We start from the raw sequence: 14118 nt of genomic DNA on the forward strand, positions 1-14118 counted from the left end.
TCAATTACTGACTTAAATTTCGCTCAAATAAACTTCGAGTAATTTAAACCAATCAATCAATGAAAATTATTTCGATTAATCAATCAGTAAAAATCCACACAAGTTGTTCTTCAATTCTCTTAATGATTTTTCTGCTCTTCGTCAGAGACAGATTCGACACAATACTAAGCTTTTATCTTAACCCTGTAAGCTAAGATATTCTCGTGTATCGCGTCGGGATGAGTGCATTATAGGGGAAAAAAACCGGTACGCAAGCACTTTTATAAATATCCGTGTTCGACCGGTTCTTTTTCACCCAAATAAAGCTTTTAAAATTATCAAATGATTGATTTATATGATTAATTTATTTTATCGCTGTTTTAATCTTTATATCTACAATCTTTATAGGCTGTTTTGGCACGTTTTGATGCATGCCATAGTTTGATGTAGGAACCTGAACAATACGGTCAACTACATCCATTCCTTTTACCACTTTACCAAAAACGGCGTATCCTGGATTTCCTGGTGAACGGTTAAGAAATTTATTATCTGCAACATTTATAAAAAACTGACTAGTAGCTGAATCTGGATCTGATGTACGAGCCATAGCTAAAGTACCGCGTGTATTTGCAATACCATTTCCTGCTTCGTTCTTAATAGGTGCTCGTGTTGTCTTTTCCTGCATATTTGCAGTCATACCACCACCTTGTGCCATGAAACCAGGAATCACACGATGAAAGATTGTTTCTTTATAAAAACCAGACTTTATATAGCTTTTAAAGTTATTCACACTAATCGGTGCTTTATCGTCATACAATTCTATTTCGATGTTGCCCAAATTTGTTTGCATCTCAACTAAGCTATTAGCCCATACTGAGTGACTACTTAGACCTAGACAAAACAACATCAATAGCTTTTTCATATTTTCCTACAATAAACTTTATAAAAAGATAATCATTAAATCTAATCGTCTACAGCGAAGAATTCTAGTGAGTATTTATTAAGAATTTTAATTCTATTTTCTATTTAATCCATGTTCCACGTGAAACATGGATTATTGAGTTTGCTTAACTATTTTTATCCCAGAATTTTCTGAAATTTTTACTAATTTCGATAGTATGGCGTTTTGCTTTTCTAGAAATTGGTGTCAGGTTAATAAAACCATGAGTCTGTTCCGGAAATTCTTCGTAATACATTTTTACGCCATTTTGTCTTAATTTATGACTATATATTTTTGCTTCGTCATGTAAGACATCATGTCCAGCTGTAATCACAAAAGCCGGTGGATTTTTCTTTAGGTTGCCATAGGTAGGTGAAATAATTGGATCGTCAAGTTCTACATTATGCTGAGTTGCATAATATTGTGTGACGTAATCAATATCGGTATTTGTTAACACCAACCCTTCGTTATAAGCATAAAAAGAAGGATGTCTGCTTTTGAAATCCACTGTTGGATAGATAAGTAATTGTGCTTGCGGAGCATAAGCTTTATTTACTGATCTTTGCGCAACAACAGTACTAATATTTCCACCTGCACTGTCCCCTGCAACCGCAATTCTATTTTTTAATATTTTTAATTGTCTGCGATTTTGATAAACCCATGCTAATGCATCTTCACACGACTGAATTAAATGTTGTGGTGAAACTTCTGGAGCAAGAGGATAGTCGATACTGAGAACCTGCACTCTGGCGTATTTAGCTAATAAACGACAAACCTCATCATGAGTATCTAAACCACCTACGACAAAACCACCTCCGTGATAAAACACAATTAATGGCAGTTTCTTGTTAGGAGCAGGATGATAATGTCTGGCAAAGATTGTGCCGCTTTGGAGTGGTAGACGAATATCCTCTACCGACTCAATATAGGTTGGTTTTTGGCGTATGGCATGCATTTGTGAATCAAACATTCTTCTTGATTCAATTGGGTCAGAACCAATAAAGCCCACTCTCCCCTGTTTAATTTGCACAGCCATCATGCATTTAGTAAATGAATCGAGATCTGGATATTGATAAGAATATCCTAAAATTTTAGCGAGAGACTCTTGGGCTATTCGAGGCAACCTATCGAGTGCTCGAGCAGCGGGGCCTTGCCCCTTATCTAGCAATGTTTGAATTTTTTGATTAAATGCTGTCATGCCTGTCTCCTTGAATCCCTCTTATCCTTCATATTTTCTACAGAATTCTTTGTTGTTTGACTATATTCGCATACAACTCATGCAATCAAGATACAAAGGTAAAAACCAATCTACGCTAATCTGATTTATAGCAAATGTCATTAACAAATCTGTCGATTAAAACAGGACTTTTTTGCCAATTATTGTTAACAGACAAAAAGAGGTACTGCTATGTCAGCAAAACTAGTTGTTACTATGTTAGCAACCAGTCTTTTAACTGTAGGCTGTGTTGCTTATCCAGATGACCCTTATTATCGTGGTGGCGGATATGGTTACCATGATCATGATCGTCGCTATGATCGTGACGATCAACGTCGATATAATGATTGGGAACGGAAACGTTGGGAAGAGCGTCAACGAGTATATGAACAACAACGTAAAGATATTCGTGAACAAGAAAAAGATCGTCGTGAATGGGAAAAAAGGCACCGTGATTGGGATAAAAAACGGGTAGAAGATCGAGATCATGATCGCCGAGATTATCGTCATGATGATTAAATTCACTATTATATAAAAAGCCCCAAAGAGATAAGTCTTCTGGGGCTTTTTTGAGAAATATAAATTCTATTTCATTTATAGAAAATGAGTAGCAGCTCATTTCATATATGTATCGGCATCTTGAACATATATGCTCTATAAACTCATATCTCTTATTTTAGCAGTGAATTACTGAGCAGTTGCAGAACCTGAAACTGAACCAGAAGCACCAGCATCTACTTGACCTGGTTGAGCTTGACCAGAAACACCTGCGTCAATACCAGCACCAGCGTGTACACCAGATGGGCTAGCACTTGTTTGAGCAGAACCTGATGCGTTTAAACCCGCTTCAGATGCACAACCAACAGCTGTAAGAGCAACACCAGCAAGTACTACAGAGATAAGACCTAATTTTTTCATGATTGCTTTCCTTTCATTACGACAAACGTTTAAATGCAAAGTTCATCTTCGCGCTGCCTATAATTCACAATTTTTTTTTCTGACGTGCGTATCATTGGTTGTCTTTTGTAGTAGTAGAAGTACAAATTCTGCAATTTTTTATTAAATTCAATTTTTTAATCTGACCAACCTAATTTATAAATTAAACCATAGATAAACGTTTGTTTAATTTTATCAATTTTTTCTTTTTATTTTGCTGAGCCTTTATATTTAAAAATTTTTCATTTATAGAAACGCTATATAAGGTACGTAGACTGTTACAGAGCTTTTTTACCCTTAAAAGTGGTTTCTTCACAAAAAAGCCGCGAATGATCGCGGCTTTTTTTGAAAGTGAATATGGCTTAAACGTTAGATTATGGCCACTGCATTTCACCTTTTACAACTTTAGCCCCTAACTCTAAACTATCCACGCTTTGAAGAGTTGGATATTGCTTTTGCATAAGTTTGCTCAACTCAGCAGAGTTTTTAGTTACCTTAGCTGCTTTTTCATAACTATTTAAATAATTAATTGAGAAATTAACCGCATCAAGACCTTGCGGTGCTCCTTGAACCATATGAGCAGGTACAACAATTTTAGGCTGAAGAGCTTTGATACTTTCTAAAGATTGAATAACTTCGGCACGATCTTTAGTTTTAGGGGTATCGGCCATCCATAAATGAATGCCTGAAGATACAGGAATCCCCCCTACTACTGCTTTTGCAGACGGTACCCATAAATAGGTAAGTTCTTTTTTACCTTTAATCTCGATTGATTCATTTTCAAGTTTTAAAGTCTTAGCTGTATAAGCTTGAGGCACAATAATTTGGCTAGGTGCATTTGCACCCATTTTTGGTCCCCAATATTTAACTTTAAGCGCTTGAGTATCTTGGATATGTTTTACTGTTTCCGGAGTGGCAATAATCTGTACATTCGGGAAATACTGTTTAAACACATCTAAACCGAAGTAATAGTCAGGGTCACCATAGCTTACAAAAATTGTTTTTAATGTTTTACCGCTATCGAGAATATTTGCGGCAATGCGCAATGCTTCAGATTTTGAAAATTGTGCATTAACTAGTAAAACTTCCTTATCCCCTTCTATTAAGGTTGAAGTCACACCGAAGTGTTCTGGTTTAGCCAGAAAACTCTGGATTTTTAGGTCTTGAGCAAAAGCTGACTGAGCCATAGTTAATGCTGTTGCAGTAGCAAGCGCAGAAGCGGTTAATTTAAATAATTTCATTAGGTATTCTCCTGTTTCATGAAGAACACTTTAAATTGCAATTTATGTAAGATAAATGCACTAATTTAAGATAAACTGTTGCATATATTGTAATAATAGCTAGACATATGGATACTTTAAAAGCGATTCAGGTCTTTGTTTCTATTGCACAACATGGCAATTTAACCAAAGCCGCAGAGCATCTTAATTATTCTCGTGCCATGGTTTCGCGTTATCTTGAGCACCTTGAACATACGTTCTCAACTCGACTTTTTCAGAGAAATACCCGAAAAATATCTCTTACTCCCGCAGGTGAGAAAGCTCTGCTCTACTGTGAAAATATTTTACAGCAACAACAACTTTTACAAGAGCTCGCAGCGCCTGAGCAACATAACGGTACAATCCGTTTTACATGCGGTTTATTTTTATTTGAACTTGGGGTAGCAGAATGTATTCGTCAATTTAAGCGACAGCATCCTCACATTCAGTTTGATGTTTACCTAACTGAAAGCACAATTGATCTTATAGATGCACAAGTGGACTTGGCGCTACGTATTACTCAAAAGGTAGCTGATGGTTTAATTGCTCGGCCAGTTTGTCAGATCGAGTCTGTTTTCTGTGCTCATCCGGATTATTTAAAACAGCACAGCCCCCTGCTCCACCCTCGTCAACTTATTCAGCATGAATGTATTGCTCACCATAGCCAGCATCAATTCTGGACACTTTTTGATAATGAACAACAACCTCAGAATTATCCTTTAAATGTTACTTTTAAGAGTAATGATGTGAATGCGCTTTACGATATGTGCTTACATGCCCAGGGAGTTGCGATGTTACCGTCATTATTAGTTGAAAAAGATTTAAAAGAAAAACGCCTGACGGCTTTATTTAAAAATTTTACGGCTCCTGAGTTAAGTTTGTCGGTTGTGTATGCTTCTAGACAACATTTACCCCGAATCACTCAAGAATTTATAGCTTTTATGATCGAAAATCTGGATTTTTACTTAAAACCGCAAAATTAAAAGCTTTAAATTGCCGTGTACGCTTGAATTTTTAGGCAATGCCCATACTTCATCCCTATTAATGAATTACAGCATATGCATGGCAGTTCAGGTTTTACACAGTAAATACTGATGCCAAAAAGGACTGTACATGTTTAAAAACCCATTTAAACGGAGATCATCAATGGCTAATGAGCAAAACGAGCAAGCTCAAGACATTCAAAATGAGCAAGCTGAGCAATCTAACGAGCAAACTCAGGCTGAAGGTGTAGAGCAAGCAAACGACGTTACCGTTGAATCTTTACAAGCGCAAATCACTAAACTAGAAGAAAATCTTAAACTTGAAAAAGCTCGTACTGCAAATGCAGTTTACGAAGCACAAAAAAGTGTAGAGCGTATTCAACGTGAGTCTGAGAAGCATAAAGAAACTGTGCTTGAAAAATTTGCCAAAGAATTGTTGGATTCTGTCGACAATTTAGAACGTGCAATTCAAGCTGCTGGTGGCGAAGAAACACCTGTACTTGAAGGTGTTAAGTTAACTTTGAAGTCATTGTTAACGACTCTTGAGAAATTTGGCGTTGTAGAAGCTGATACTCAAAATGGTTTCAACGCAGATTTACACCAAGCTGTTGGTATTGATCCAAATGCTAAAGCCAATGAAATCGGCACCGTTTTACAAAAAGGCTATACCTTAAATGGTCGCTTGTTGCGCCCTGCTATGGTTATGGTTGGTCAATAAAATGAGCAAAAGCGAAGCATCGCTTCGCTAAAAGCACAAAATTTGAGAGTTTTTTGATTTTTTTTCATAAAAATGCTTGAAAAAAACCGATTGACTCTCATATCGAATAACAAGCAAAAACATTGCAACAGAATTTTAGAGGAACACACCAAATGGCGAAAATTATTGGTATTGACTTAGGTACTACCAACTCATGTGTTGCTGTACTTGAAGGCGATAAAGTAAAAGTAATCGAAAACGCTGAAGGCGCACGTACAACTCCATCGATCATTGCTTATAAAGATGGCGAGATCTTGGTTGGTCAAAGCGCTAAGCGTCAAGCAGTAACAAACCCTAAAAATACATTATTCGCGATCAAGCGTTTAATTGGTCGTCGTTACGAAGATCAAGCAGTACAAAAAGACATTGGTCTTGTACCGTATAAAATCATCAAAGCAGACAACGGTGATGCTTGGGTTGAAGTAAACGATAAAAAATTAGCGCCTCAACAAATCTCTGCTGAAATCTTGAAAAAGATGAAAAAAACTGCAGAAGATTATTTAGGTGAAACAGTAACTGAAGCGGTAATTACCGTTCCTGCTTACTTTAACGATGCTCAACGTCAAGCAACTAAAGATGCGGGTAAAATCGCTGGTTTAGATGTTAAACGTATCATTAACGAACCAACGGCTGCGGCTCTTGCGTTCGGTATGGACAAAAAAGAAGGCGACCGTAAAGTTGCAGTTTACGACTTAGGTGGTGGTACTTTTGACGTATCTATCATTGAAATCGCAGACCTTGATGGCGACCAACAAATCGAAGTGTTATCAACTAACGGTGATACTTTCCTTGGTGGTGAAGACTTTGATAACGCGTTAATTGAATACTTAGTTGAAGAATTCAAGAAAGAACAAAGTGTGAACTTGAAAAATGATCCACTTGCGTTACAACGTTTGAAAGAAGCTGCTGAAAAAGCAAAAATCGAGCTTTCTTCATCAAATGCAACTGAAATCAACCTTCCATACATCACTGCTGATGCGACTGGTCCTAAACACTTAGTGATCAACGTAACTCGTGCAAAACTTGAAGGTTTAGTTGCTGACTTAGTTGCTCGTACAATTGAACCTTGCCGTATTGCACTTAAAGATGCTGGTCTTTCGACTTCTGACATCTCTGACGTAATTTTGGTTGGTGGTCAGTCTCGTATGCCACTTGTACAACAAAAAGTACAAGAATTCTTCGGTAAAGAGCCACGTAAAGACGTGAACCCTGACGAAGCAGTTGCAATCGGTGCAGCAATTCAAGGTGCTGTATTGTCTGGTGACAAGAATGACGTATTACTTCTTGACGTAACACCATTAACTTTAGGTATTGAAACAATGGGCGGTGTATTAACACCAATCATTGAGAAAAACACTACGATTCCTGCGAAGAAATCACAAGTGTTCTCTACTGCTGCTGATAACCAACCAGCTGTAGATATTTCAGTTTACCAAGGTGAACGTAAGATGGCTCAACAAAACAAATTGTTGGGTAACTTCCAATTAGGTGATATCCCACCTGCTCCACGTGGTGTGCCACAAATTGAAGTATCGTTTGACATCAACGCTGACGGTATCTTGAAAGTATCTGCGAAAGATAAGAGCACTGGTAAAGAGCAATCGATTCAGATTAAAGCAAACTCAGGTTTATCTGATGCTGAAATCGAAGCGATGATTAAAGATGCTGAAGCGAATGCTGAAGAAGACCGTAAATTTGAAGAACTTGCAAAAGCTCGTAACGAAGCTGATGCATTAATTTCAAGTTCGAACAAAGCTGTTAAAGATCTTGGTGACAAAGTGACTGAAGATGAAAAAACAGCGGTTAGCACAGCAGTTTCTGAACTTGAAGCAGCAACTAAAGAAAATGATGTTGAAGCGATCAAAGCGAAAACTGAAGCTTTACAAAACATTTTGATGCCAATCACTCAACGTGCTTATGAACAAGCACAACAAGCTGGTGGTGCTGAAGGTTTTGATCCTAATGCATTCCAAGGTGGCGATGCGGGTCAACAAAAAGCTGATGATGGCGTTGTAGATGCTGAATTCACAGAAGTAAAAGATGACAAAAAATAATTTGTCTCTTTAGAAAAGACCGCGCGAAAGCGCGGTTTTTTATGAGTTACAAAAAGAAACAATTATTGTTTTTATATCAATTTGGTTATTTTGCAGTCAAAATAGTCAATTATTAAAATTAACTTTTTATTATTTATAATTATTTTAAAAAATTAAAATCACTGTTATTAAATTCATTAAATTTTCCATTAGTGCCAAATAAATAGATTTATCCCTTCCCTTTCTTTAGCAAGATCACAAAACAACCACCAACTCTGGTCTCCATTATCACTTTGACGGATCCGAATTACTTACTAACAATAAGAATTTATTTATATTTTTATTTTTGCCATGAAAAAATTTCTATGGTGGGGAATGAGCTTTTACTTAAGTATGAGCTTATACACAGTTGCTTTTGCTCAAAGCCGTTTATCAACTATTTCTTTTAATCAACCTCTAAAATACAAGATTGATTATATAGATCCACGTTTTCATATTACTAAGGAACAATTTATTCAAATTGGTCAAGAAGCTGCTGGGATTTGGCAGAAAGAGACAGGAAAAACTTATTTTATTTATGACCCACAAGCAGAACTTACAATTAATTTAGTGTTTGATGATTATCAAGCTGTTCAAAATGAAAGAAAAATTAATATAAATAAGTTATTACAACAGCAGGAAGAATTGCGAGAGAAAAATAAAGCTGTTCTATTATCTAAACAACAAATAGATCAGGAAACTGCTCTTTTGCATGAAGCAAAAGAGGAACTAAATAATAGATTTGAACAATATCAAAAGGATGTAACTCTTTTTAACCAAGGAGATAATAGTAAATTTAAACAAGCTGATTTAATTAAACGTCAAGCTGAGCTAACCGAATTATCATTAAAGTTAAAAACAAAATTTTCTCAACATAACAATAAAATAGAAAATCTTAATGCACAAATTAAGCAAATAAATCAACAGCAAAGTCTGCTTAGTCAATCTATTAAACAATTTAATTTAAGTACAACGGCTAGTCCAGAGACTTTTCACAAAGGTTTATTCAGTCAAAATCAGATTCAAATTTATGGTTTTAATTCATTTGATGATTTGCGTCTAACACTTGCCCATGAATTTGGACATGCACTGGGACTAAAACACACTACTGACCCTAAATCTTTAATGTATCCTCGTTTAAAAGAGCAAGATATTCATAACATCAAATTAACGCATGCAGATTTAGACTTACTGAGTTCATTTTATAGTTCTAATAACGAAAATCATTAAAACTAACTGATTAAATAAACTAAATAAAATTAAAACTGTTCAAATTTTACTAACAAATAATTTGGCAAACGGTAAAAAATAATGAGACTAAAGTCTCATTTATTTATCAAAATTGTATATTTTTTGATTGATTTTTCATTTTATCTTCTTATAATACGTTTTTTTTAAAAATCTCCCCCTGACGACTATGCGCTTAACATCTTTGTTATTAGGCTTGGCTTTTGCTTTTTCTAATTTTCAGGCCAATGCTCACCTTGCAACTCCTGTAAACACTCAAGTTCAGCAAAAAAATGCTCAACATTTGACATATAAAATTGCTGAAGTCGATCCTCGTTTTGGTTTAAGTGAAGATCAATTAATTCAGATTACTCAGCAAGCTGCTGATATTTGGAAAGAAGGTACGGGTAAAAATTACTTTACTTATGATCCAAATGCAAAGTTAGAAATTCGTCTTGTATACGATGACAGCAAAAATCGTTCAGAACAGCGTCAAAAAATCTCTGCTCAATTTAAACAAGATCAACAACGCGTAGTTGATGAACAACAGCAAATTAAGCAGTTGAAGCAAAATTTAAGTCAAACTCAATCTGATCTTGAAAACAAGAAACAGATCTTAAATGAGAAGTTGAAGAATTTTGATCAACAAATGATGCAATTTAATGAAGGTAAATTAGCACCTGAATACACAGCAAAATCTCTTGCGAAAACTCAAAAAGATTTACAGAAACAAACTGTTTCTTTAAAGAAAGATATTGCTGCTTACAATCAGCAAGCTGCGGACTTAAACAAAAAGGTTAATCACTTTAACCAGATTAATGACCAGTTCAATCAATCATTAAATCAGTTTAAGCAAAATGCACAAGCTGATGTATTTAAGAAAGGTCTTTATAACGGTAAACAAATCACAATCTATGAGTATAGCTCTATTGATGATTTACGTTTAACGATTGCTCATGAATTAGGTCATGCACTTGGCTTAAAACACTCTGATCAACCAGGCGCGTTAATGTACTCAGTTCGCAAAGACAGCGATAAAAAAAGTGATATTTTAACTGACGCTGATCGTGATCTATTAAACGCTTTACCTCAATAATTAGATATGAGACATAATGATGTATCTATTTTATAAATAGATACATCGAAATTCATGTCAAAGTCATGTTATTGTGGTTGTAAGAGCCGTCTAAAATAGAATGGAGATCAAGATGAGTTATTATCATATCCTGATTGAAGTAAATGACCACATTAGTACGATTGAACAAACTCGAGATATCGAACTATTTGATATTATTGAACTTAAACCGTACCTTCATTCTATTTTACTGCCTTATTTTAATGAGCAAGAAATTGAACTTGAAGATGAAAATATTGAATATAAAGATATTTTACATCTTGAAGTTAAGCAGACATTACTACCCATCGAACATCTAATCGAAGAAGAACAGAAGCAGTTACCAAGTGACACCGATGTCACTATTACTGCTTATGAAATCTTTAATGATCGTGATTTAAGCCAAGATGTCACTTCAGTTATTTTGGACATTTTGGAAGCTGTAAAGCTAGATTAATCCATAGTTTAACTGCTAAATAAAAAAGGTCTGCATATGCAGACCTTTTTTATTTAATGCATGCCTTATTGCATCATTTTTCGGGCTTGTTCCTGACGGAATGCTCTTAAAATTTGCTGCCCTGCCCGTCCAGTTGGATTTAAACCTAAACGAGTCTGCTCTTGACGGATAGCAATACGTGTTTTATCACCAATTAAGCCATCTACAGCACCAATATCATAGCCACGATTAATCAGAAATTGCTGAATCTCTCGACGCTCTGCACGTGAAGTACCTGGGTCATCTGTTGGCCAAGAAGCAACGAATGGCTTGCCACCTTTTAAGCGATCAGATAAATGTGCAATCGCAAGTCCATAACTTTCGGCTGCGTTATAGCTATAAATGGCATCAAAATTTTTAAATACTAAAAACACTGGGCCATTTGCTCCTGCTGGTGCCATTAAACCGGCAGACGTACTATCCGACAAAGCACCTTGAATTAAAGGTGTACCATCAATTCGGGTTACTCCACGTGCACTCCAGCTACTCAATGATTTTTTAGAGCGGCGTCCTTCTCCATCAATTGACATACCTGACGGAATTTTGACTTCAAAACCCCAAGGCATTCCCGTTTGCCAACCCGCTTTATTTAAGAAATTAGCCGTCGATGCCAATGCATCTGCCGTACTCGACACTAAATCTCGGCGACCATCACCATCAAAATCAACAGCTAAGCGTTCATAAGTTGATGGCATAAACTGTGTATGTCCAAATGCACCAGCCCATGAGCCTTTAAGTTGATCTTCGGTTAAATCGCCACGTTGTAAAATACGCATAGTGGCAAAAAATTCTGTACGGAAATAACTTTGTCGGCGCCCTTCACAACTTAATGTTCCAAGTGCTTGCAATAAAGGATATTTTCCAGAAATATCTCCAAAATTACTTTCAACACCCCATACTGCTACAATTGTTTCAGCTGGTACGCCATAAGCTTGAGATGCACGATTTAAAACATCTCGATATTGCGCTAATTTTTGTTTCCCCAGCTCAACACGCTCTTCATCTACAAGACCAGATAAATAGTCCCAAATCGGTGTAGAAAATTCTGGCTGATAATTTAACTTATCAATTACTGAGTAGTCTGGCGTTAAATTTTGCGTATAGCGGTCATAAGTGCTACCTGAAACTCCAGCAGCAATTGCCTGTGAACGTAAATTTGCTAAACAACTCTGGAAATTATTATTAGGCGTATAAGTATTGCTATTCGTTACTGGAACAGTCGCATTACTAGATATTGTAGAAGTAGAACCATTTATTACCAGCTCTGCTTGAGCCTGAGTCATTGCCAAAAATATAGACCCAACAATACAAGAAAAACGTCGCATATTATCCTAGTTCAATTTTTAAATTTAAATTTGTCTGTACCATACCATTATGGACTCAAAATTTTCAGAGAGAAATCGTAAATTTGAATTCATAATTACTTCTTTAAATTCATTTCCAAAGTTTTAAATTCAAATTTTACATCTAGTTTTGAATTTAAAACTTCTTACACAAGATTAATTGGTTTTTAAATTCAAAAATCTCTCCTGTAGTTTAAATTCAAAATATCACTTTAAATTTAAAAACCTAAACCCAATCCACCTGTGGATAACTTATAAAACCCACACCTAAACTACCTTACACACTATATTCTTTATACTTTTCATCATCCTTACGAACTATAAGGCCTTAGCTACTCATGAATACATGTTTTAAATTTAAAAGTTAGATGTAGTTTTGAATTCAAAACACCACCCAGACAACATACCTCTTTTTAAATTCAAAACAAACACAAGCTGGAGCACCAGATTTAAATTCAAACTTTAAGCATTGGGGATAACTTATTTTAAATTCAAAATCACCAAAACGACTTATTTGATTTTTTAAATTCAAAATCAGAACCTTTATTTAAATTCAAAAAGCTTAATAAAAGTTATCCACAGCAGAACAACATTAGGTTTCTTAAATTTTTTAAATTTAAAAGACAAAAAAAGCGATCCGAAGATCGCTTTTTAGAAATTTTAACTTAATTAAATGGTCATATCAGCTGTCAATGCGAGTGGTTCTGGCAAAATTTTCGCTAATTGACGGCATAAATTCGTCAATTCATTACTATCCACAGGCATTAATGTAATGTGGCCCAACTTACGGCCAGCACGTTCTGATTTGTTATAAAGGTGCAGATGAGCGCCATTTAGTGCCAAAACATCTTCAGTTTTAGGATGCTGACCAATAATATTGATCATAACCGTTGGTCGAACAACGTCTGTTGAACCCAATGGTAGTCCTGCAACAGCTCGAATATGGTTTTCAAACTGTGAACATACGGCGCCTTCAATTGACCAGTGGCCAGAGTTATGCACACGTGGTGCCATCTCATTTGCACATAAGCCTTGTTCTGTCACAAATAGCTCGAGAGTCAGGACACCAACATAGTTGAGATGATTTAACAAACGAGTAATGTAGTCTTGAGCTACAGGTTGTAGAGCTTCACTGTTCGGTGCAGGTACGATTGAGTGCGACAAAATACCGTTGTGATGGTGATTTTCAGCTAATGGCCAAGTTTTTACTTCACCATTTTGACCGCGTACTGCAATAATCGAAACTTCGCGAGAAAATTTCACAAAACTTTCAGCAACTAAACTTTTTGCAGGACCAAGTTCAGCCCAAGCTGTATCAATTTGGTCTTCTGAACGAAGTACAAACTGACCTTTGCCATCATATCCGCCAGTTGCCGTCTTGAGTACAATCGGCAAACCAAGCTCAGCAACAGCTTTTTTCAAGCTTTCCATGCTATCTACAGCACGATACGGCGCAACAGGAATCTCAAGTTCATCAAACAATGCTTTTTCTGACAAACGATTTTGCGCAGTCGCTAAAGCAACACGGGGAGGGTGCAATGTTTTGGTTTGTGTTAAAACATCTACGTCCGCAACAGGCGTATTTTCAAACTCAAGGCTGAAAACATCAGCGCTTTCAATAAACTGCTTTAAACCTTGTTCATCTTGGCTAGAAAAAACTTGACCTAAAACACCTGCTGGACAATCTGTATTTGCTTCAAAAAAAGTACATTGAATATTTAATGGTAAAGCTGCTTGCGCCATCATACGGCCCAATTGCCCACCACCAAAAATACCGATAGTTTTATCCATTTCAG

Annotated in this window: 11 protein-coding genes and 2 pseudogenes; 7 read left to right on the forward strand and 6 right to left on the reverse strand. The window is 36.1% G+C overall.

The window, feature by feature from the left end; translation table 11 throughout:
- Positions 1–343: 343 nt before the first annotated feature.
- Both ACG59Z_RS17085 and ACG59Z_RS17090 read right to left on the reverse strand, forming a co-directional pair.
- Positions 344–901: a peptidylprolyl isomerase gene (locus ACG59Z_RS17085; RefSeq protein WP_400200546.1), complete on the reverse strand. Its 558-nt coding sequence runs from the start codon at positions 899–901 to the stop codon at positions 344–346.
- A 145-nt stretch (positions 902–1046) separates the two neighbouring features.
- Positions 1047–2117 carry an alpha/beta hydrolase gene (locus ACG59Z_RS17090; RefSeq protein ID WP_396522197.1) on the reverse strand — a complete coding sequence of 357 codons (1071 nt, stop codon included), beginning with the start codon at positions 2115–2117 and terminating at the stop codon, positions 1047–1049.
- Between the two features lie 210 nt (positions 2118–2327).
- Here ACG59Z_RS17090 and ACG59Z_RS17095 point away from each other — a divergent pair, with 210 nt between their 5' ends.
- On the forward strand, positions 2328–2654 hold the full coding sequence (locus tag ACG59Z_RS17095) for a hypothetical protein (RefSeq protein WP_086223627.1): 327 nt from the start codon (positions 2328–2330) through the stop codon (positions 2652–2654).
- Positions 2655–2822: 168 nt separating this feature from the next.
- Here ACG59Z_RS17095 and ACG59Z_RS17100 read toward each other — a convergent pair whose 3' ends face one another.
- Positions 2823–3053 carry a hypothetical protein gene (locus tag ACG59Z_RS17100; protein ID WP_002051903.1) on the reverse strand — a complete coding sequence of 77 codons (231 nt, stop codon included), beginning with the start codon at positions 3051–3053 and terminating at the stop codon, positions 2823–2825.
- Positions 3054–3445: 392 nt separating this feature from the next.
- On the reverse strand, positions 3446–4312 hold the full coding sequence (locus ACG59Z_RS17105; RefSeq protein ID WP_400200547.1) for an MBL fold metallo-hydrolase: 867 nt from the start codon (positions 4310–4312) through the stop codon (positions 3446–3448).
- Positions 4313–4419: 107 nt separating this feature from the next.
- Between ACG59Z_RS17105 and ACG59Z_RS17110 the strand changes: the two are divergent.
- The 6 genes and pseudogenes from ACG59Z_RS17110 to ACG59Z_RS17135 all read left to right on the forward strand — a co-directional run bounded on the left by ACG59Z_RS17110 (position 4420) and on the right by ACG59Z_RS17135 (position 10940).
- Positions 4420–5348, forward strand: a pseudogene (locus ACG59Z_RS17110) (LysR family transcriptional regulator).
- 128 nt (positions 5349–5476) lie between these two features.
- A complete protein-coding gene (gene grpE / locus ACG59Z_RS17115; RefSeq protein ID WP_086223625.1) occupies positions 5477–6031 on the forward strand; it encodes a nucleotide exchange factor GrpE in 555 nt (184 codons plus the stop codon).
- A 152-nt stretch (positions 6032–6183) separates the two neighbouring features.
- Positions 6184–8124 (forward strand): molecular chaperone DnaK, encoded by a 1941-nt coding sequence (dnaK, locus tag ACG59Z_RS17120; RefSeq protein ID WP_289736561.1) that lies wholly within the window; start codon positions 6184–6186, stop codon positions 8122–8124.
- A 330-nt stretch (positions 8125–8454) separates the two neighbouring features.
- The gene (locus ACG59Z_RS17125) at positions 8455–9372 is read left to right on the forward strand and encodes a matrixin family metalloprotease (protein WP_400200548.1); all 918 of its coding nucleotides are present in this window, start codon (positions 8455–8457) and stop codon (positions 9370–9372) included.
- Between the two features lie 81 nt (positions 9373–9453).
- Positions 9454–10465 (forward strand): annotated as a pseudogene (locus ACG59Z_RS17130) (M57 family metalloprotease).
- 100 nt (positions 10466–10565) lie between these two features.
- Positions 10566–10940, forward strand: a complete 375-nt coding sequence (locus ACG59Z_RS17135) for a hypothetical protein (RefSeq protein ID WP_077164428.1) — start codon at positions 10566–10568, stop codon at positions 10938–10940.
- Positions 10941–11005: 65 nt separating this feature from the next.
- Here ACG59Z_RS17135 and ACG59Z_RS17140 read toward each other — a convergent pair whose 3' ends face one another.
- Entirely contained in the window at positions 11006–12304 is a 1299-nt protein-coding gene (locus ACG59Z_RS17140) for a lytic murein transglycosylase (RefSeq protein ID WP_396463758.1), read from the reverse strand.
- Between the two features lie 687 nt (positions 12305–12991).
- Complete coding sequence (locus ACG59Z_RS17145; RefSeq protein ID WP_400200549.1) at positions 12992–14113, reverse strand: 5-(carboxyamino)imidazole ribonucleotide synthase; 1122 nt, start codon at positions 14111–14113, stop codon at positions 12992–12994.
- Between the last annotated feature and the right edge of the window lie 5 nt (positions 14114–14118).

The organism is Acinetobacter sp. ABJ_C1_1 (assembly GCF_044684115.1).
GTDB classification, from domain to species: domain Bacteria; phylum Pseudomonadota; class Gammaproteobacteria; order Pseudomonadales; family Moraxellaceae; genus Acinetobacter; species Acinetobacter nosocomialis_A.